Annotated in this window: 16 protein-coding genes; 4 read left to right on the top strand and 12 right to left on the bottom strand. The window is 73.6% G+C overall.

Going from position 1 to position 19,907, the window contains the following annotated elements:
* Positions 1–220 precede the first annotated feature (220 nt).
* Entirely contained in the window at positions 221–2,434 is a 2,214-nt protein-coding gene (locus H9X71_RS06645) for an alpha-1,4-glucan--maltose-1-phosphate maltosyltransferase (RefSeq protein ID WP_425321412.1), read from the top strand.
* Positions 2,431–5,043, top strand: coding sequence for a 1,4-alpha-glucan branching protein GlgB (gene glgB, locus H9X71_RS06640; protein WP_191148877.1), 2,613 nt, complete (start codon positions 2,431–2,433; stop codon positions 5,041–5,043). Before H9X71_RS06645 ends, glgB begins: the two co-directional genes overlap by 4 nt.
* A gap of 73 nt (positions 5,044–5,116) precedes the next feature.
* On the opposite strand, the gene H9X71_RS06635 is transcribed toward glgB, so the two are convergent.
* Positions 5,117–6,100 carry a tetratricopeptide repeat protein gene (locus tag H9X71_RS06635; RefSeq protein WP_191148876.1) on the bottom strand — a complete coding sequence of 328 codons (984 nt, stop codon included), beginning with the start codon at positions 6,098–6,100 and terminating at the stop codon, positions 5,117–5,119.
* The gene (locus H9X71_RS06630; protein ID WP_191148875.1) at positions 6,097–7,950 is read right to left on the bottom strand and encodes a DUF8094 domain-containing protein; all 1,854 of its coding nucleotides are present in this window, start codon (positions 7,948–7,950) and stop codon (positions 6,097–6,099) included. Before H9X71_RS06630 ends, H9X71_RS06635 begins: the two co-directional genes overlap by 4 nt.
* 294 nt (positions 7,951–8,244) lie before the next feature.
* On the opposite strand from H9X71_RS06630, the gene H9X71_RS06625 reads away from it, so the two are divergent.
* Both H9X71_RS06625 and H9X71_RS06620 read left to right on the top strand, forming a co-directional pair.
* Positions 8,245–10,020 carry a coiled-coil domain-containing protein gene (locus H9X71_RS06625; RefSeq protein ID WP_191148874.1) on the top strand — a complete coding sequence of 592 codons (1,776 nt, stop codon included), beginning with the start codon at positions 8,245–8,247 and terminating at the stop codon, positions 10,018–10,020.
* A 27-nt stretch (positions 10,021–10,047) separates the two neighbouring features.
* Complete coding sequence (locus H9X71_RS06620) at positions 10,048–11,106, top strand: AI-2E family transporter (RefSeq protein ID WP_191148873.1); 1,059 nt, start codon at positions 10,048–10,050, stop codon at positions 11,104–11,106.
* Between the two features lie 51 nt (positions 11,107–11,157).
* Here H9X71_RS06620 and H9X71_RS06615 read toward each other — a convergent pair whose 3' ends face one another.
* The 10 genes from H9X71_RS06615 to rpsB form a co-directional block, all read right to left on the bottom strand.
* Complete coding sequence (locus H9X71_RS06615) at positions 11,158–11,892, bottom strand: alpha/beta hydrolase (protein ID WP_191148872.1); 735 nt, start codon at positions 11,890–11,892, stop codon at positions 11,158–11,160.
* A complete protein-coding gene (locus H9X71_RS06610) occupies positions 11,889–12,185 on the bottom strand; it encodes a hypothetical protein (RefSeq protein WP_191148871.1) in 297 nt (98 codons plus the stop codon). Before H9X71_RS06610 ends, H9X71_RS06615 begins: the two co-directional genes overlap by 4 nt.
* A 35-nt stretch (positions 12,186–12,220) precedes the next feature.
* The gene (locus H9X71_RS06605) at positions 12,221–13,951 is read right to left on the bottom strand and encodes a cation:proton antiporter (RefSeq protein WP_191148870.1); all 1,731 of its coding nucleotides are present in this window, start codon (positions 13,949–13,951) and stop codon (positions 12,221–12,223) included.
* 64 nt (positions 13,952–14,015) lie between these two features.
* Complete coding sequence (locus H9X71_RS14920; protein ID WP_280527985.1) at positions 14,016–14,651, bottom strand: aggregation-promoting factor C-terminal-like domain-containing protein; 636 nt, start codon at positions 14,649–14,651, stop codon at positions 14,016–14,018.
* A 207-nt stretch (positions 14,652–14,858) separates the two neighbouring features.
* Positions 14,859–15,404: a DivIVA domain-containing protein gene (locus tag H9X71_RS06595; protein ID WP_191148868.1), complete on the bottom strand. Its 546-nt coding sequence runs from the start codon at positions 15,402–15,404 to the stop codon at positions 14,859–14,861.
* Positions 15,405–15,414: 10 nt separating this feature from the next.
* A complete protein-coding gene (locus H9X71_RS06590) occupies positions 15,415–16,455 on the bottom strand; it encodes a phosphatidate cytidylyltransferase (protein WP_191148867.1) in 1,041 nt (346 codons plus the stop codon).
* Complete coding sequence (gene frr, locus H9X71_RS06585; RefSeq protein ID WP_052129175.1) at positions 16,456–16,974, bottom strand: ribosome recycling factor; 519 nt, start codon at positions 16,972–16,974, stop codon at positions 16,456–16,458. It abuts the gene before it with no gap.
* A 146-nt stretch (positions 16,975–17,120) separates the two neighbouring features.
* Positions 17,121–17,837, bottom strand: a complete 717-nt coding sequence (pyrH, locus tag H9X71_RS06580; protein WP_191148866.1) for a UMP kinase — start codon at positions 17,835–17,837, stop codon at positions 17,121–17,123.
* A gap of 156 nt (positions 17,838–17,993) precedes the next feature.
* Positions 17,994–18,821: a translation elongation factor Ts gene (tsf, locus tag H9X71_RS06575; protein WP_191148865.1), complete on the bottom strand. Its 828-nt coding sequence runs from the start codon at positions 18,819–18,821 to the stop codon at positions 17,994–17,996.
* 110 nt (positions 18,822–18,931) lie between these two features.
* A complete protein-coding gene (gene rpsB / locus H9X71_RS06570; protein ID WP_191148864.1) occupies positions 18,932–19,879 on the bottom strand; it encodes a 30S ribosomal protein S2 in 948 nt (315 codons plus the stop codon).
* Between the last annotated feature and the right edge of the window lie 28 nt (positions 19,880–19,907).

Raw genomic sequence — 19,907 nt, 5'->3', positions numbered from 1 at the left:
CGGGCGCACGGGCTACGGTCGAACAGTGACCACACCCCAGGACGGACCCGATGACCTCCCCCGCCCGGTGCGCGGCCGTGCAGCCCGCAAGCTCGCCAAGGCCCAGAAGCTCCAGGACGCCCAGAAGCCGCCCGAGCCGCGGCGCCCGCTGATCCCCGAGGCGCCCGCGCAGCAGGCCCCCGCGGAGCAGGCACCCGAGCCGGCCGCAGCGCCCGAGCCCGTGACGCCGGCGGCCCCCGAGCCGCCCGTCTCCTCGCCCGCGCCCGAGCCCGTCGCGGCCGAGCCGACCTCGGCTCCCCGCCATGCCGCGCCCGTCCCGCCCGACGACGCCCCCGCCGCCCTGGAGCACGCGGAGCCCGCGCACGCGGAGCCCGCGCACGCCGCGCCGTCCTCGCCCGACGCCACCGCCCCGGACGAGGACGCCTACGTCCCCGTCATCGGCCGCATCCCGATCCTGTCGCTCACCCCGCAGATCGAGGACGACCTCTGGCCCGCCAAGAGCTTCGTCCACGACGTCGTGCCCTTCGGCGCGACGATCTTCCGCGAGGGCCACGACCTCATCGGCGCCGACGTCGAGCTGACCGACCCGTCGGGCGCCGTCACGTCGCACCGCATGGCGCTCGACCTGACGAAGCCCGGCCTCGACCGCTGGAGCGCCACGGTCCAGCTCGAGACGCAGGGCGTCTGGACCTGGCGCGTCAGCGCGTGGTCCGACGACTTCGGCACCTGGCTGCACAACGCCGAGATCAAGGTCCCCGCGGGCCTCGACGTCGACGTGATGCTCGCCCTCGGCGCCGAGGTCCTCGAGCGCGCCGCCGCCGACGACACCCGGGGCGCGGACGACCGGCACGTGCTCCGCGACGCCCTCGCGGGGCTCGCCGACACCGCCCGCACCGCCGAGGAGCGCCTCGCGGCCGCCACCTCCCCCGAGGTGCTCGCCGCCGTCGACCGCCTGCCGGTCCGCAGCCTGGTCACCCCGTCGCCCGAGCGCACGATCGTCGTCGAACGCGAGCGCGCGGCCGTCGGCTCCTGGTACGAGTTCTTCCCCCGCTCCGAGGGCGCCGTGGAGCACGAGGACGGCTCCTGGACGAGCGGCACGTTCGCCACCGCCGCCCGCCGCCTCCCCGCGATCCGCGACATGGGCTTCGACGTGGTCTACATCCCGCCGGTGCACCCCATCGGCCGCACCAACCGCAAGGGCCCGAACAACACGCTCACCGCGGGGCCCCACGACCCGGGATCGCCCTACGGCATCGGCTCCGAGGACGGCGGGCACGACTCCATCCACCCCGAGCTCGGCACGGTGGACGACTTCCGCGAGTTCGTCCGCGCGGTCGCCGACCACGGCATGGAGCTCGCGATCGACATCGCGCTGCAGGCCTCGCCCGACCACCCGTGGGTCACGACGCACCCGGAGCTCTTCACGACGCTCCCCGACGGCTCCATCGCCTTCGCGGAGAACCCGCCGAAGAAGTACCAGGACATCTACCCGCTGAACTTCGACAACGACCCGGAGGGCTCCTACCAGGAGATGCTCCGTGTCATGCGGGTGTGGCTCGGCCTCGGCGTCAAGATCTTCCGCGTCGACAACCCGCACACCAAGCCGCTCGTGTTCTGGGAGCGCCTCATCCACCAGGTGATGCGCGACGAGCCCGACGCGATCTTCCTCAGCGAGGCGTTCACGCGCCCGGCGATGATGCGCACGCTCGCCAAGATCGGCTTCCAGCAGTCGTACACGTACTTCACGTGGCGGAACACGAAGAAGGAGCTCGAGGAGTACCTCACCGAGGTCAGCCACGAGACGAGCGACTACCTGCGCCCGAACTTCTTCGCCAACACGCACGACATCCTCACGCCGTACCTGCAGTTCGGCGGGCGCGCCGCCTACCGGATCCGGGCCGCCATCGCCGCGACCGCGTCGCCGTCGTGGGGCATCTACTCGGGCTACGAGCTGATCGAGAACGTCGCGCGCCCCGGCGCCGAGGAGAACATCGACAACGAGAAGTACGAGTACAAGCCGCGCGACTGGGCCCGTCAGGAGGAGCTCGGCGGATCCATCGCGCCGGAGATCACGCGCCTCAACGAGATCCGCCGCCAGCATCCCGCGCTCCGCCAGCTGCGGAACCTCGACGTGCACTGGAGCGACGACGACTCGATCCTCGTGTACTCCAAGCACCTCGCGGCCGAGCACACCGGCACGGGCGAGGCAGACGCGATCCTCGTGGTCGCGAACGTCGACCCGCACTCGGCGCGCGAGACCCAGGTCTACCTCGACCCGACCCGCTTCGGCCTCGCCGAGGACGCCGTGTTCGAGGTGGAGGACCTCCTCACGGGCGACGTCTACACCTGGTCCACCTCCAACTTCGTCCGGCTCGACGCGTTCACGCACCCCGTGCACGTGTTCCGGGTCCACCCGACCGCATCGAAGGGATGACGGACATGACCGACTCCACCCCCCAGCAGGACCCCCGCGACGAGAGCGCCGCCGACCCCCGCGACGGCGCCGACGTGGTCGTGCCGCCCGCGGCGGACGCGCACCCCGAGGCGGGCGCCGACGTCGTCGTGCCCCCGGCCGACGGCACCAGCACCGGCACCGATACCGACGCCGACGAGGGCTCCCCCGCGAGCGCATCCGACCCGATCCGCCTCCCCGAGGTCGCCGACCACGCCCTGCGCGCCGTCGCCGAGGGCGTCCACTCCGGGCCGCACTCGGTCCTCGGCCAGCACCCGGTCGCGATCGACGGCGTGTCCGACGACCTCGTCGTCGTGCGGGCGCTCCGCCCGCTCGCGGAGGGCGTCTCCGTGGTCCTCGCCACCGGCGCCCGCGTCGAGCTCGCGCACGTCGGCCACGGCGTCTGGCAGGGCGCGCACGTGCTCGGCCTGCAGGACTACCAGGTGGAGGCGCGCTACGGCGACGGCGGCACCTGGACCGCCGAGGACCCCTACCGCTTCCTCCCCACGGTCGGCGACCTCGACCTCTACCTCTTCGGCGAGGGCCGCCACGAGCGCCTCTGGGACGTCCTCGGCGCCCAGCACCGCGAGCACTGGGGCGTCGCGCGCACCTACGTCGGCGTCTCCTTCGCCGTGTGGGCGCCGCACGCCCGCGCCGTCCGCGTCATCGGCGGCTTCAACGACTGGGACGGCGTGCAGCACGCGATGCGCCGCCTCGACGCGAACGGGGTCTGGGAGCTCTTCGTCCCGGGCGTCGAGCCCGGCGTCTCGTACAAGTTCGAGATCCTCACGCAGGACGGCCGCTGGATCGAGAAGGCGGACCCCATGGCCCGCATGACCGAGGTCCCGCCCGCCACCGCGTCGCGCGTCGAGACGAGCGATTACACGTGGGACGACGGCGCGTGGCTCGAGCAGCGCGCGGCCCGCGACCCGCACGACTCCCCCATGAGCGTCTACGAGATGCACCTCGGATCCTGGCGGCCCGGCCTCGGCTACCGCGAGGTCGCCGGCGAGCTCGTCGCCTACCTGCAGGAGCTGGCGTACACGCACGTAGAGTTCCTGCCGCTCGCCGAGCACCCGTTCGGCGGCTCGTGGGGCTACCAGGTGTCCGGCTACTACGCGCCCACCTCGCGCTTCGGCAGCCCGGACGACCTCAAGCACCTCATCGACACCCTGCACCGGGCCGGCATCGGCGTCATCGTCGACTGGGTCCCCGCGCACTTCCCCAAGGACGTGTTCGCGCTCGCGCAGTTCGACGGCCAGCCGCTCTACGAGCACACCGACCCGCGCCGCGGCGAGCAGCAGGACTGGGGCACCCTGGTCTTCGACTTCGGCCACTCGCAGGTCCGCAACTTCCTCGTCGCGAACGCCCTGTACTGGTTCGAGGAGTTCCACATCGACGGCCTCCGGGTCGACGCCGTGGCCTCGATGCTCTACCTCGACTACTCCCGCGAGGAGGGCCAGTGGCTGCCGAACGTGCATGGCGGCCGCGAGAACCTCGAGGCGATCAGCTTCCTGCAGGAGGTCAACGCCACCGCGTACCGCACCCACCCCGGCATCGTGATGATCGCGGAGGAGTCCACGAGCTTCCCCGGCGTCACGCGCCCCACGAGCGAGGGCGGCCTCGGCTTCGGCCTCAAGTGGAACATGGGCTGGATGCACGACACGCTCGACTACTCGGCCGTCGACCCCATGTACCGCGCCCACCACCACGGCCAGATCACGTTCTCGATGGTCTACGCGTACACGGAGAACTTCCTCCTCCCCATCAGCCACGACGAGGTCGTGCACGGGAAGGGCTCGCTCGTCGGCAAGATGCCGGGCGACCACTGGCAGAAGCTCGCCAACGTCCGCGCCTACCTGTCGTTCATGTGGTCGCACCCGGGCAAGCAGCTGCTCTTCATGGGCCAGGAGTTCGGGCAGCCGTCCGAGTGGAGCGAGGAGCGCGGGCTCGACTGGTGGATCCTCGACCAGCCCGTGCACCGCGCCCTCTTCGACCTCGTCGGGTCGCTCAACCGCACCTACGTCGAGACGCCCGCCCTGTGGGCGCTCGACAACGACCCGGCGGGCTTCGAGTGGATCGACGCGGGAGACGCCGGGCGCAACGTGCTCGCGTTCCTGCGCCGCGACCGCGAGGGCAACCAGGTCGCCGTCGTGCACAACTTCTCCGGCGCGCCCATCTCGGGCTACCGGCTGGGGCTGCCGCAGGCGGGCGTGTGGGAGGAGATCCTCAACACGGACGCCGAGCAGTTCGGCGGATCCGGCGTGGGCAACCTCGGCGCCGTGCACGCGGGCGACGAGGGCTGGCACGGCCGCCCCGCCTCCGCGGAGCTGACGCTGCCGCCGCTCGCGGGCCTCTGGCTCCGCCTCCGGCAGGACCCGGCGGATCTCACGCCCGTCGAGGCGCCCGCGCACGCGGCGCCCGACGCCGACGAGTCGCGCGTCGACGGCACCCCGTTCGCCGCCGGCGACGCCGCCGACGCGCCCGTGCTGCCGCAGTCGCCCGACGCGCAGCCGCCCGTCGAGGGCCTGTCGGCGACCGACGACGCGCCCGGATCCGACGACGGCACCCCGCGGGTGCCCACGGTCTGATCCGCACCGCCCGACACGACGACGGCGCCGCATCCCCGAGGGGGTGCGGCGCCGTCGTCGGTGCGGGCGGACGTCAGTAGAGCAGGCGCGTCAGCCGACGCCGGGCGACGGCGACCCGCGGGTCCTCGAGCCCGACGACCTCGAAGTGCTCGAGGAGGCGCTGGCGGATGGCCTCACGGCCCTCGGCGTCGGCCGACGGGAACAGCTCCAGCAGGCGCGTGAACGCGTCCTCGACGTGCCCGCCGGACAGGTCGAGGTCGGCGACGAGGAGCTGCGCGTCCACGTCGTCCGGGGCCGAGGCGGCGGCGCGGCGGATGTCGTCCGCGGCCGTCCCGTCGAGCCGGTGCAGCAGGCTGACCTGCGCGAGGCCGGCGACCGCGAGGGCATCCCGCGGGTTCTGCGCGATGGCGGTGCGGTACTCGGCGGCGGCCGCCGCGTAGTCGCCCTGCTCGATGTGGGCGTAGGCCTCGGCGTGGTGGGGCGGCAGCGGCTCCTCGACCGGGGCAGCGGGCGCGGCAGATCCCTCGGGCGCCACGGCCCGGCCGGTCACGCCGTTCTGCTGCGCGAGCTCCAGCACCTGCTGGACGACGTCGCGCACCTGGTCCTCGGGGATCACGCCCGCGAAGAGGCCCACGGGGCGGCCGCCGATGAGCGCGGCGACCGTCGGCACGGTCTGCGCCTGGAAGGCCTGGCCCAGCTGGGGGCTCTGGTCGACGTCGATGCGCACGAGCAGCACGCGTCCGCCCTGCTCGGTGACGACGCGCTCGAGCACGGGCGACAGCTCGCGGCTGGAGGCGAGGCCCGTGGAGACGAGCTCGACGAGCACCGGCACGATGCCGGAGATGTCGAGGAACTGCGTGAAGGTCGCGTCGTCGGCCGCGAGCACGAGGCCCGGGACGTCGACGGTCTGCGGGGCGCCGGGAGCGCCGGCCGGGGCCGCTCCGGGGGCATCGGCCGCGCCGCCCGCGGGGGCGGCGGGCGCCTGCGCGCGGTTCACGAGCGAGGACAGGTCGACGGCGCCGCGGAGGCTGGCGGCGGAGGGGGGCACGTTCGTCATGGGAGCTCCTTGGCCGAGGTGATGTGGGTGCTGGAGGCGTAGAGGCGGATCTTCTCGCCCGAGTTCACGGGGGGCACGTACATGAGCATCTGCGCGGTGCGGACGGTGTCGAAGCCCTTCGCCGAGTCCGTGAGCCCCGTGATGGCCTGCACCTCGGGGTTGGCGTTGACCTTGGCGCCCTCGGCGGTGGGCTTCGCGACGATGCCGAGCTGCACGGTGACGCTCACCAGCGCGCCGGACTCGACCGTGGACATCGCCACGGTCGGCGCGGTGCCGGCGGTCGCCTGGAACTCGACGGTGCCGGTCTCGCCGATGGAGGCCGGGAAGTCGACCTTCCGCTTCGCGTCCTGCGCGCGCACGCCGTCGTCCGCGGCGTCGAACAGGCCCGCGTACTGGCTGGAGTCGCCGGCGTTGAGGACGTCGGCGTAGGCCGCGGAGAGCTGGTCCGGCTGGAGGGCCAGGAGCTTCACGTCCGGGGCCAGGCGCGCGGCGCCGATCGCGGCGGGCGCGACGTCCGGCAGGGCGGCCGTGGTGGAGACCGGCATGGCGTACAGCACGCGGTAGTTCTCGCGCGGGCTCGCCTGCACGAGCGTCAGCGAGAGGGTCGGCGCGTCGTCCGCGTCCGGGTCCTTCACGACCGCGGCGATGGTGCGCGGCCAGGTCTGCGTCGCCTGCGGGAGGGTGAGCTGGAGGTCGCCCGCGGGGATGGCGGGGACGGGCGCGATGTCGGGCTTCGCCTTCCGCACCTGGTAGTCGGAGGTGCGCTCCTGCAGCGCCGGTCCGTCGAAGCGGGGCGCGAGGGTCCCGGCGTCGAGCGACTGGTCGGCCGCGGTCGCGACCTCGGAGACGCGCGACAGGATTCGCGCGGCCTGGTCCTCGGTGACCACGGGCGGATCCGCGTCCTCCGCCTCGCGGGCGGCGTCGAGGGAGGAGGAGGGCGTCGGCGTCGCCGTGACGTCGGCGGCGCCGGCCGTGAGGTCGGCCGGGGCGCCCTGGGCGGTGCAGCCGCTCAGCGCGAGGCCGGTCACCACGAGGACGGGCAGCGCGACGAGGCTGCGACGACCGCGGGCGCGCGGGGCCGGCGCGGCGCCGGTGCCGGCGGTGAGGGCGGCGCGGCGCGCGGCCGGGCCGATGCGCGGGATGCGGGGTCCGCCGCGCGGCGGGAGGTTGCGGCGCGGGCCGCGGCTGCGGCGCAGGTGGCGGAGCGCGAGGAGGTAGAGCACGAGGCCGACCACCAGCAGGACGATGCCGCCGATGACGAGCGGGAGGACCCAGGGCGACTCGCCCTCGGAGGGCCAGGACAGGGTCACCTCGGCGGGCGCCGGCGCGGTGCCGTCGGTGGCGAGGATCACGCTGACGTCGTCGGGCAGGCGCGTGCTGAGCGACAGCTCGCCCTGGGCGGTCTCCTCGGAGAGCCAGAGGTCGGATCCGCGCGGATCCGTGACGGAGGACGTGACGGTCGCCGGGGTGCCCGAGTCCCCCTCGGCGCCGGGGGTCGCGCTCGGCGCGGGCGTCGGCGTGGTGGCCTCGGGCTCGACGACCTCGGTGGTGAGCGCGCCGGTCTCGTCGACGCCGATGCGCGTGTAGGAGCTGCTGCCGACCCAGGCGTCGACGTCCGTCGAGGGGGCGTAGGCCGCGAAGAGCTCGCCGTCGCCGCGGACGACCGTGTCCTGCAGGCCCGGGTGCGCGTTGAGCGTCCTCCCGTCGATCACGGCGTAGGACGCTCCCCCGGCGGAGGACGTCTGGGCGGTGATGCGGTCGGGTCCCGCCAGGAACGTGTGCTGGGCGATCCCCAGCCCGATCATGAGGGCCGCGACCACGAAGGTCGCGATCGCCAGGACGAATCGCACGGGTGTCTCCTCTCGTGTCGTCGCGGGCGGCAGCTGGATGAGCGGCGGTCGGATCCCGACCGCGGCGGCTGACGAGCACGGGTGCTCGCGCGACGCTCCGCCGGCACGCGGACGGACCGGCGGCGGACGACGACATCGAAGGATACCGGACGACCCTGGGAGCGCCTCCTCGCGGCCCCGTCCGGCCCGGCGACGGACCCGGGAGGCGGGCGGATCCGGCCGGGCCCTTCTCGGTAGGATCGCCTCCTGCCGCGCCCCGCCCGGCGTCGACGAGCCGCCCGCGAAGGAGTCCCCGTGCCCCACGACGACACGCCGTTCAGCCCCGCCATGCGCGGCTACAACCGCGACGAGGTCGACCGGGCCGTCGCCGACCTGCGCCGGGAGCTCATCCGGGCCAACCAGCAGGGCGCCGAGAGCCGCGCCGAGGCCGAGCGCCTCCGCCGCAGCGAGCAGGAGCTCCGCGACGAGCTGGAGGAGGTGGGCAGCCCCACGTTCGCCGGGCTGGGCACGCGCCTCGAGGCCACGCTCCGCGTCGCCGAGGAGCAGTCCACGCGCCTCGTCGCCCAGGCCGACGCGGACGCCGCCCGCCTCCGCCGCGCCACGCAGGAGGAGACGGACGCCCAGCGCGACGAGGCGGAGGCGACCGCACGCCACCTGGTCGACTCGGCCCGGGCGCGCGCCGAGCAGATCCTCGACGCCGCCCGCCGCGAGGCCGACGACCTGGGCGAGCGCGCCGACGACCGCGCCGAGGGGCTCCGCAGCGACGCCGAGCGCGAGGCCGCGGCCCTGCTCCTGCGCACGCGCACCGAGGTCGCCGACCTCCGCGCCACCGCCGAGCGCGAGACCGACGCCCTCCGCGCCGAGGTCGCCCGCGAGGTCGCCGAGCTCCGGGCCCGCGTCGACCGCGAGACCGACGAGGCCCGGCGCGACGCCGCCGACCTGGCCCGCGAGACCGCCCTCTCCCGCGGTGCGCTGGAGCGCGAGCTCGCCGACGCCCGCGCCCGGCACGACGAGTCCGTCGCCGAGGAGCGCGCCGACCTCGACCGCGACGCGCGGGAGGCGGAGGACCGGCTGCGGCTCCAGGAGGAGACGCAGCGCATCGCCCTCGCGCAGCTCGACGAGCAGACGCGCTCCGACCTCGACCGCGAGATCGAGCAGGCGCGCACCGACTGGGCGCGCGAGCTGCAGGCGTCCCGCGACGACTTCGACCGGCGGATCCACGCGGAGCGCACCGCGTTCGACCGCGACGTCGAGGAGACGCGGGCCGCCCTCGAGCGGGAGATCGCGGAGACCCGCGAGGCGCTCGACCTGGAGGTGCAGACCGCCAGGGGCGACCTCGCCCGCGACGTCGAGGAGGCCCGCACCGACCTGACCCGCGACATCGCGCAGGGCACCGGGACCCTAGCGCGCGAGACCCAGGCGACCCGCGCCCAGCTGGAGCTGGAGGCCGTCACGGCGCGCGCGGCGCTCGAGCGGGAGATCGCCGAGGCCGAGGCCCTCGAGGCCGACCGCCGCGAGGCCGAGCGCCTGCGCCTTGAGCGCGAGGCCGCCGAGGTGCGCCGCGAGCTGGCCGCCGAGGCCGAGGAGGCCCGCCTGCTCCTCAGCCGCGAGATCGAGCAGGGCCACCTCGACCTCGACGCGGAGATCACCGCGCGCCGCGACCACGACGCCCGGGACGCCGCCGAGCGCCAGCGGGAGGCCTCCGAGCGCACCGCCGCGTACCTCGGCGAGGCCGAGGCGCGCCTGCAGGAGGTCACGGCCCTCCTCGCGTCCACCCGCGCGGAGGCGGAGACGCTGGCCACCGAGAGCCGGGAGGCCGCGCGGCGGGTCCGCGACGACGCCGACCACGACGCGCGCGCCGCGATCGCCGACGCCGAGCGCCGCGCGCGGGAGACGCTCGCCGACGCGGAGCGCCGTGCCCGCGAGGCCGTGGCCGACGCCGAGGAGCGACTCGACCGCATTAGGATCGAGCGCGAGGCGGTGGCCGCGTACCTCGAGAACGTCCGCGGCGTGCTGACCCAGGCGGACGACGCCTCCTCCGACGACGACGAATCCCGCACCGCGCTCTGAGCGCGCGCCCACTCGGAGGCCCCGCACGTGAAGATCCAGAACCCCTACCGCCTCGGCCTCCTCGCGGGCCTGGGCGTGCTCACCGCCCTCGTCATCGGCGGCGCGCTGGTCTCGCTCGGCACGGTGCTCACCTACGTGGGCACGGCCATCTTCCTGGCGCTCGGCATCGACCCGCTCGTCACCTTCCTCGAGCGCAAGGGCGTGCCGCGGCCCGTCGCCATCCTCGTGATCTTCCTGGTGCTGCTCGGCTCGCTGGCGGGCGTGCTGCTGGCCGTGATCCCCGTGGTGGTCAACCAGGCGAGCGCCCTCGTCACGCAGATCGTGCAGTACGCCCAGAGCGTGAGCGGCGACCAGTTCATCGAGAACCTGCAGTCGTTCGTGCCGCGCGAGGTGTTCGACGTGCAGACCGGCGCCGACCAGCTCGTCCAGTACCTCTCCGACGCCGCGAACGTCGCCACGATCACGGGCAACGTCCTGAACGTCGCCTTCACCATCGGCAACTTCCTCTTCGGCATGGTCATCATCGTGATCCTCACGATGTACTTCACGGCGTCGCTCAACTCCTTCAAGAGCGGCCTCTACAAGCTCGTCCCGGCCACGCGCCGCGCGCGCTTCGCCGACATCGCCGAGCAGATCACGCAGTCGGTCGGGCGCTACGTCACCGGCCAGGTGGGGCTCGCGCTGTGCAACGGCGTCCTCAGCTTCGTCTACCTCAGCATCGTCGGCGCCGCGCTGCCCGCCGTGTGGGCGTTCATCGCGTTCCTGTTCTCGCTGCTCCCGCTCGTCGGCACGATCACGGGCTCGGCGCTCATCGTGCTCGGCCAGATCGTGCTGCTGCCCGAGTCCATCAACACGTGGATCGCCGTGGCCGTCTACTACCTCGTCTACATGCAGATCGAGGCGTACGTGCTCAGCCCGAACATCATGAACCGCGCCGTGAAGGTGCCCGGCGTCGTCGTGGTCATCGCGGCGCTCACGGGCGGCACGCTCCTCGGCGTGCTCGGCGCCCTCATCGCGGTGCCGGTCGCGGCGGCGGTGCTGCTCATCATCCGGCAGGTCGCGATCCCGCTGCAGAACGAGCGCTGACCCGGGGGCGACGGCGCGCGGATCCCCGCGGCCCGCGGGGACGTCGGACGGTCAGACCGCGCGCGGCCACTCCGTCGCGAGCGGCAGCGCCGACGGGTTGACCGTTCGCACGATCTCGGTGAGGACGCGCGCGACCTGCGACTCCCCCACCCACAGGTGCTTGGCCCCGTCGACGGCGATGAGCTCGGCCTCGGGCACGGACGCGAACCGCTCGCGCGCCTCGGCGGGCCGCAGGAAGTCGTCGTGCTCGGGCACCAGGATCACGAGGCGGCGCGGGTCGCCGTGCCAGGCGGCCACCTCCTCGGCGGTCGCGCGGTGCAGGGGCGGCGAGAGCAGGATCGCGCCCTCGACCGGGTGCGCGCGGCCGTGCCGCAGCGCGATCTCCGTGCCGAAGGACCAGCCGACGATCCACGGCGCGGGGAGGCCGCGCGACGCGATGAGGTCCATGGCCGCCGCGAGGTCGTGCCGCTCCGCGTCGCCGCCGTCGAACGCGCCCTCGCTCGTGCCGCGCGCCGACGTCGTCCCGCGCGTGTTGAACCGCAGCACGGCGAGGTCCGCCAGCGCCGGCAGACGGAGCGCGGCCTTGCGCAGGACGTGCGAGTCCATGAAGCCGCCCGCGGTCGGCAGCGGGTGCAGCGTCACGAGCGTGGCGACGGGATCCCGGTCGGCGGGCAGCGCGAGCTCGCCCACGAGGCGCAGGCCGTCCGCGGTCGTCAGCTCGACGTCCTCGCGCCGGGCGGGCAGCTCGGTGGAGCTCGTGATGGGGCGGGGGGCGGTGTCCGTCATGAGACCTTCCAGCAGTGGGTGTGCCAGTGGCGGCGCGCGGCCAGGTCGCTCTCCTCGCCCATCATCCCGTCGGCGCGCCAGGCGACGACGTGGGCGTGGCCGGGCTCGATGTCGAGCGTGCAGCCGGGGCAGCGGTAGACCTTCAGGGCGCGAGCCGCTGAGACGGGCTGCACGTTCCAGACCCGTCCCCGTCGCGTCTCCGTGTGCTGCGAGCCGCTGAGGAGGCGCGTGAGGACGTCCTCGTCCTCGTCTCCCGGGCGCCGCTTCCCCCGGGGTCGATTGCTGCGCGGCATGATCCGATCCTAGGCCGCGCGATGACGCGCCCCGGTCAGCCGGTCTCGCCCTGCCGGCCCAACCGCGCCTCCTCCTGGTCGAGCATCCGCTGCGCGCGGGCGAGGACGCGGGAGGGGTGCGCGCCGGATCCGCGCGCCTCGAGCAGCGCCTCCCGCTCCGCGTCGAGGACGTGCCGCCGCAGCTGCAGGTACGTGTCGCGCGGCGTGAGGGGCGCGTCGTCGTCCGCGGCCATGGCCTCGGCGCGGTCGCTCACCCGCTCGGCGCGGAGCTCCGTGTCGCGGCGCACGCGGGCGACCACCTCGTCGTCGACCACGGTGCCGGCGGGCAGCCGCCGGACGCCCTCGTCGAGCGCGCGGACGCCCGCGTCGGCCAGGTCCGACACCAGCGTCGCGAGCTGCCGCTGGTCCTCGACGGCGTCGCTCCCGCGGATCCCGCTCAGCCGGATGACGGCCGGGAGCGTCCCGCCGTTCACGAGCAGCGAGACGATCGCGACGGTGAAGGCGATGAGCACGAGCTGCACGCGGTAGGGCGTCCCCGACGGCAGCGACTGCGCCGCCGCGAGCGTCACCACGCCGCGCATGCCCGCCCAGCCGAGGACGAGGCCGCCGCGCCAGCCGAGGCCCTGCGAACGGAGCGCGTGCAGGTCCGCGCTGCGGCGGCGGAGCAGGCGGGCCGCCGCCCGCTCGCGCCGGGACGGCCGGTCGTCCCCGCGCGCCCGGCGGAGCCGCTCGAGCCCGCGCCGCACCCGCCGGGTGCGCTCGGCGGCGTGCTGCTCGTGGCGGCGGAGGCCGAGCAGCAGCGGCACGAGGAAGCCGAAGCGGATGAGCGTCAGGGCGACGAGCGTGAGGACCCCGTACCCCACCGCCGTGCCGACCCCGAGGTCCGCCTCGTGCACCTCGTCGACGATGTCGCGCAGCTCGAGCCCCATCACGAGGAAGACGCCGTTCTCCAGCAGGAACAGCACCGTGCGCCAGTTGAGCCGCTCGTTGATCCGCGACCGCGCCGACAGCGTCGACGCGCTGCGGTGGCCGGACCAGATCCCGGCCGCCACGACGGCGAGCACGCCCGAGGCGCCCAGCTCCTCGGCGGGGATGAACGCGACGAACGGCACGGCGAACGAGATCGCGGTGTCGAGCACGGGGTCGTCGAGGCGGCGTCGGACCTCGGTCGTCAGGAAGCCGACCGCGATCCCGATCACCAGGGCGACGACCGCGGACAGCACGAAGCCGCCGGCTGCCTGCCACACGTCGACGGTCGCGCCCACCGCGGCGATGGACGTCCGCAGCAGCACGAGCGCCGTCGCGTCGTTCACGAGGCCCTCGCCCTCGAGCACGGTGACGAGCCGCGGCGGCAGGCCGAGCCTCCGCGCGATGCTCGTGGCGGCCACGGCGTCCGGCGGGCTCACCACCGCCCCCAGCGCGAGCGCGCCCGCGAAGGAGAGGCCGGGGAACAGCGCGTACATCAGCAGGCCGATGCCGAACGCCGACACCAGGACGAGACTGACGGACAGGCTCACGATGGAGCGCAGGTTCCGCCGCAGATCCACCAGCGGGACCGTCACGGCCGCTCCGTAGAGCAGCGGCGGCAGCACGCCGGCCAGGATCAGCTCGGGCGGCACCTCGACGGGAGGGACCCCGGGCAGGAACGAGACCGCGACGCCGACGAGCACCAGCATGAGCGGTGTCGCGACGCGGATGCGCCGGGACAGCACCGTGACGGCGACGAGGGTCGCGATCCCAGCGACGCCGAGAGCCGCGTAGTCCATCCCCCGAGGCTAGCCCGGCGCGGGCACGGCGACGGCGCGCCGGCGACCCGCGGCCGGCGCGGGCTCAGTACCAGTTCTTGAGGACGCTGTGCGCCTTCGCGCCGCACGGCGAGCCGTAGCGCGAGTCGATGTACCCGAGGCCCCACGTGATCTGCGTGGCCGGGTTGGTCTGCCAGTCGGCGCCGGCGGAGGCCATCTTGCTCCCGGGCAGGGCCTGCGGGATGCCGTAGGCGCCGCTCGGGTTGTACGCGTTGACGCGCCAGCCGGACTCCTTGGTCCAGAGGTAGTCGAGGCACGCGTACTGGTCGTCGCCCATGCCCTGCGAGGCGAGGATGCTGCGGGCGATGCCCTTGGCGCTGCCGGGATCCGGGATGGCGACGGGCCCACCGCCTCCGGTCGCACCGGAGGGCTTGCCCGCCGAACCGGAGCCGGAGCCGGAGCCCGTGGACGGGGCGGGGGTCTCGACGGGCGGCGGCGGCGGGGGCGGCGGCGGCGCGACGGACTGGAATCCGGGCTCGATCTCCACGACCGTGTCGGCCGACGCGACCGTGAGCGACTGGGCGTCGGCGCGCGCGAGCTGCGCGACCGTGGCCTGGTACTCCTGGTACTGGGGGTTCGCGACGGCGCCCGAGGTGGGATCGACGACGTTGACCAGCATGAACGCCGCGGCGGCGCCGAACGCGATGGTGGGCGCGGCCACGCGCGAGAACGCGGAGCGCCGACGGGGAACGGGCCTCGGAGCGGCGGTGAGCGGCTGGCGAGGAGCGAGATCGTGCGCGTGTCTACCCATAACTCCGGACGACTTTACCCAACCGTTACCCGGAGCGCGACTCCCGCGCCGGATCGGGGGCGTCCTGCCAGGCGGGCGTCGCTGTGCGGGAGGTCCGCGCGGACGCGGAGGACCGGATCAGCGGACGGCGTTCATGACGTCGACGACCGCGTCGAGCAGCAGGTCGACCTGCGCCTCCCGGTACCCGCCGCGGCGGGGATGGAACGCCGTCGTGCGCACGTCGTCGACGCTCATGGGCTTCGTACCGCGGAAGTACTTCGCGATGCGGTCGGCGAACCGATCGACCTCGCGCCGGTCGTACCCGGTCGTCAGGAGGCCTGCGCGGTCGAAGCGCTCCCCCGCCGGACGGCTGACGCGGTCGAGGATCTCCTGGGCCGCGCGCCGCGCCTCCGCGTTCCAGGCCTCGGCCCCGACCCGCGCCACGGTGCGGTCGCGCTCCCGGACGGCGAAGGCGTCCTCGAGGCGCTCGAGCACCCGGTCGACCGCGGCCGCCGAGTAGCCGCCGCGGCGCATGTCGAAGGACACCCGCCGGATGGTCTCGGAGGTGAGCGACCGGTCGGCCTCGTCGTCGTAGCAGCGCCGTGCGTCGCGGAGGAAGGCGTCTACCTGTTCGGGGTCGTAGCCGCGCTCGCGGCGGCCCGCGGTCGGGAAGGTGGTGGTCATCCGGGACATCCTACGAGGTGCCGCCCGTGACGATCAGGAACAGCGCATAGGCCACCGCCGCCGACGGGAGGACCGAGTCGAGCCGGTCGAGGAACCCGCCGTGGCCGGGCAGCCAGGAGCTGATGTCCTTCACCCCGAGGTCGCGCTTCATCAGCGACTCGGCGAGGTCGCCCAGCGTCGCGGTCACCACGATGACGAGGCCGAGCACGATGCCGAACCACCACTCCTGCCGGATCATGAAGACCGAGAGCAGGATGCCGGCCACCACCGCCGCGACGACCGCGCCGGCGAACCCCTCCCACGTCTTCTTCGGGCTGATGGTGGGCGCCATGGGGTGCTTGCCGAAGTTGAGCCCGGCGACGTACGCGCCCGTGTCGCAGCAGATCACGAGGATCAGGAACGCCAGCGTCCACCACTCCCCGTCGTCGCCCGCGGTGAGCAGCACGGCGAACGAGCCGAGGAGGCCGACGTACGCGAGCAGGAACAGGCTGGAGCCGACGTCGCCGACGAGCGCGCGCCGCGACGTGCGCCGCGCGGGCACCGCCTGCTCGACGACCCGCCAGAGCGCGACGAACGCCATCGCCCCGAGCAGCCCCAGCCACTGCCCGTCGGGCCGGCCGAAGTAGGTGACGGGCAGGAGCACGACGCACGCGATGACGGAGCCGACGCGCGGCACCCGCCGGCCGGCCTGGCGGAGCGCCGTGGCCAGCTCGTACGCCGTGAACGCGATGAGCGCCGCGGCGATGAGCAGGAAGAGCTCCTTCACCACGACGAGGCTCACGAGCACGACGCCGCCGAGCAGCAGGCCGACCGAGACCGCGAAGAGCAGGTTGCGGCCCGTGCGCGCGTTGATGCGGTCGTTCGTCGCCTCGAGGGACGCCCGGGTCGCGCGGACCTGCGCGGTGAGGTCGGCGCGGGTCGCCTGCACCTGGGCCTCGAAGTCGGCGCGCGTCACGCGGCCGCGATGGCGGCGTATGCGAGGGGCGCCGTCGGGGCCCGCGGCGGGCGGGACGACGGGCGCCCGCTCGGCGGGATCCTCGGGGCGGGCCACCTAGACCTCGAGGAGTTCGGTCTCTTTGCGCTTCAGCGCGTCGTCGACCTGGTCGGTGTGGGTCTTGGTGAGCGCCTCGAGCTCCTTCTCGCCGCGCGCGACCTCGTCGTCGCCGACCTCGCCCTTCAGGGCGTCGAGCTCGTCCTTGGAGCGACGGCGGACGTTGCGGACGCTGACGCGGCCCTCCTCCGCCTTGCCGCGGACGATCTTCACGAACTCCTTGCGGCGGTCCTCCGTGAGCTCCGGGAGCGTGAGGCGGACCATCTCGCCGTCGTTGCCGACCGTGGCGCTGAGGTTCGGGACGTTGACGAGGGCCTTCTCGATCTCCTTGAGGGCCGTCTTGTCGTAGGGCGTGACGATGAGGGTGCGCGCCTCGGGGTTGTTCATGCTCGCGAGCTGGCCGAGCGGCGTGGGGCTGCCGTAGTACTCGACCATGACCTTCTGGAACAGAGCGGGGTTGGCTCGGCCCGTGCGCACGGTGCCGAAGTCCTCCTTCACCGACTCGACGGCCTTGCCCATCCGGTCTCGGGCATCTGCGAGGACTTCGGCGACGGTCACGGGATCTCCTTCGGTAGCGCGGGCGCGGTGGGCGCCCGGTCGATCTTAACGCGGATGGGGCGGCGAGCGGCCCGCCCCGCATGGTGGGGCGGGCCGGTCGCCGGTCGTCAGTTGGAGACGATGGTGCCGATGCGCTCGCCCCGGATGGCGCGGGTGACGTTGCCCCCGGGCTCCATGCCGAAGACGACCATGCGCATGTCGTTGTCCATGCAGAGGCTGAAGGCGGTCGAGTCGACGACCTTGAGCCCGCGCTGCAGCGCGTCCTGGTACGTGACCGTCGAGAGCAGCGTGGCGCTCGGGTCCGTGCGGGGATCGCCCGTGTAGACGCCGTCGACGCCGTTCTTGGCGACGAGGACCTCGGTGGCCTGGATCTCGAGCGCGCGCTGCGCGGCGACCGTGTCGGTCGAGAAGTACGGCAGTCCGGCCCCGGCGCCGAAGATGACGATGCGGCCCTTCTCGAGGTGGCGCTCGGCGCGGCGCGGGATGTACGGCTCGGCGACCTGCGTCATCGAGATGGCCGACTGGACGCGCGTGGCGGCGCCCGCCTGCTCGAGGAAGTCCTGCAGGGCGAGGGCGTTCATGACGGTGCCGAGCATCCCCATGTAGTCGGCACGGCCGCGGTCCATGCCGCGCTGCGAGAGCTGGGCGCCGCGGAAGAAGTTGCCGCCGCCGACGACGATGGCGACCTCGACGGTCTTGGCGGCCTCGGCGATCTCACGTGCCAGCGCGCTGACGACGTCCGGGTCCACGCCCATCTGGCCGCCGCCGAACGACTCCCCCGAGAGCTTGAGGAGGACGCGGCGGGTGGTGGTCTGATCGGTCATGGTGCTGTTCCCGTCCCTCGTTCCGGTCGCCGGATCCGGCCCCGGTCCAATCTACTGTGACGCCCGGCGGGGACGGCGGCGGATCGCGACGCCGTCCGGGCCCGGACATGGAGAAGGGAGCCCGGGTCGCGATGACCCGGGCTCCCCGTGGTGGTGCTAGGCGCCGACCTTGAAGCGGGCGAAGCCCGTGACCGTGAGGCCGGCGGCCTCGACGACCTTCTTCACGGACTGCTTGTTGTCCTTCGCGTAGTCCTGCTCGAGGAGCGCGACCTGCTTGAAGAAGCCCGTGAGGCGACCCTCGATGATCTTCGGCAGGGCGGCCTCGGGCTTGCCCTCGTTGCGCGAGATCTCGCTGACGATGGCGCGCTCGGCCTCGACCTTGTCCGCCGGGACGTCCTCGCGGGCGAGGTACTCCGGGTTGGCGAACGCGATGTGCTGCGCGATGCTGCGGGCCGTCTCGGCGTCCGAGCCCGAGTAGTCGACGACGACGCCGACCTGGGGCGGGAGGTCCTTCGACGTGCGGTGGAGGTAGATCTCCTGGTGCTCGCCGGTGAGGCGCGCGACGCGGCGGAGGGCGATCTTCTCGCCGAGGATGGCGGCCTGGTCGCTGATCAGCTGGTCGACGGTCTGCTCGCCGGCGGGGGCCTGGAGGGCCTCCTCGACGGTGGACGCGCCGGCCGCGACGACCGCGGCGAGGACGGACTCGGACAGCGCGATGAACTTGTCGTTCTTGGCGACGAAGTCGGTCTCGCACGCGAGCTCGATGAGGGTGGCAGCGCCGTCCTTCTCGGACGCGGCGACGAGGCCCTCGGCCGTGGAGCGGTCGCCGCGCTTGGCGTTGCCCTTCTGGCCCTTGAGACGCAGGATCTCGATGGCCTTCTCGATGTCGCCGTCGGCCTCGACCAGCGCGTTCTTGCTGTCCATCATGCCGGCGCCGAGGCGGTCGCGCAGCTCCTTGACGTCAGCGGCGGTGAAGTTCGCCATGCTCGTGGACTCCTTCTGTAGGTGATGATCCGGGGTCTCCCGGAGGTGAGTGCCCGACGGGCGGACGCGGTTCCCCGCGCCCGCCCGTCGGGATGGTGCGTGTGCTCGGACTACTCGGAGGCGGGAGCCTTCTCGGCCTCGGTCGCCTCGGCCTCGATCTTCGCCTCGGTGGCGTCGTCGGACTCGGGGGCGTGCACGGGGGCGGGGACCTCGTCCTCGGACTTCGCCTCGTTCTTGGCGGAGACCTCGGCGTCGACGTCGTTCTCCTCGACGGGCAGCGCGGCCTTCGCGGCGTCGCCCTGCTCGAGGAGCTCGCGCTCCCAGTCGGCCAGCGGCTCGGCGGGCGCGGAGCCCTCGGCGTCGGGCTTCTGGTGGCGCTGGATGAGGCCCTCGGCGGCGGCGTCGGCGATGATGCGCGTCAGCAGCGCGACGGAGCGGATCGCGTCGTCGTTGCCCGGGATCGGGTACTGGACCTCGTCCGGGTCGCAGTTGGTGTCGAGGATGCCGATGACGGGGATGCCGAGCTTGCGCGCCTCGTCGATCGCCAGGTGCTCCTTCTTGGTGTCCACGACCCACATCGCCGACGGCGTCTTGGTGAGGTTCCGGATGCCGCCGAGGCTCTTCTCCAGCTTGTCGCGCTCGCGACGCTGGATGAGGAGCTCCTTCTTGGTGAAGCCGCGCGTCGTGTCGTCGAAGTCGACGAGGTCGAGCTCCTTGAGCCGGTTGAGGCGCTTGTGCACGGTCTGGAAGTTGGTCAGCAGACCGCCCAGCCAGCGCTGGTTCACGTAGGGCTGGCCGACGCGCTGCGCCTGCTCGGCGATGGACTCCTGCGCCTGCTTCTTCGTGCCGACGAAGAGGATGGTGCCGCCGTGGGCGACGGTCTCCTTGACGAAGTCGTAGGCCTTGTCGATGAGGGCCAGCGACTGCTGGAGGTCGATGATGTAGATGCCGGAGCGCTCGGTGAAGATGAAGCGCTTCATCTTCGGGTTCCAGCGCGTCTTCGGGTGACCGAAGTGGACGCCGCAGTCGAGCAGCTGGCGGATGGTGACGACGGCCATGGCCGTACTCCTGTTCCGGCGCGCGCTC

The organism is Clavibacter zhangzhiyongii (genome assembly GCF_014775655.1).
Lineage (GTDB): Bacteria > Actinomycetota > Actinomycetes > Actinomycetales > Microbacteriaceae > Clavibacter > Clavibacter zhangzhiyongii.
The sequence above is the reverse complement of the archived record's forward strand: the minus strand, read 5'-3'. Positions and strand labels throughout refer to the sequence as shown.

Bases quoted from the DNA above. Each gene is read 5' to 3' on its own strand.
- tsf (WP_191148865.1), bottom strand. From the start codon at position 18,821: ATGGCGAACTTCACCGCCGCTGACGTCAAGGAGCTGCGCGACCGCCTC.
- H9X71_RS06635 (WP_191148876.1), bottom strand. From the start codon at position 6,100: ATGACGAACGTGCCCCCCTCCGCCGCCAGCCTCCGCGGCGCCGTCGAC.
- H9X71_RS06595 (WP_191148868.1), bottom strand. From the start codon at position 15,404: ATGACCACCACCTTCCCGACCGCGGGCCGCCGCGAGCGCGGCTACGAC.
- frr (WP_052129175.1), bottom strand. From the start codon at position 16,974: ATGGGCAAGGCCGTCGAGTCGGTGAAGGAGGACTTCGGCACCGTGCGC.
- glgB (WP_191148877.1), top strand. From the start codon at position 2,431: ATGACGGACATGACCGACTCCACCCCCCAGCAGGACCCCCGCGACGAG.
- pyrH (WP_191148866.1), bottom strand. From the start codon at position 17,837: ATGACCGATCAGACCACCACCCGCCGCGTCCTCCTCAAGCTCTCGGGG.
- rpsB (WP_191148864.1), bottom strand. From the start codon at position 19,879: ATGGCCGTCGTCACCATCCGCCAGCTGCTCGACTGCGGCGTCCACTTC.
- H9X71_RS06615 (WP_191148872.1), bottom strand. From the start codon at position 11,892: ATGACGGACACCGCCCCCCGCCCCATCACGAGCTCCACCGAGCTGCCC.
- H9X71_RS06605 (WP_191148870.1), bottom strand. From the start codon at position 13,951: ATGGACTACGCGGCTCTCGGCGTCGCTGGGATCGCGACCCTCGTCGCC.
- H9X71_RS06610 (WP_191148871.1), bottom strand. From the start codon at position 12,185: ATGCCGCGCAGCAATCGACCCCGGGGGAAGCGGCGCCCGGGAGACGAG.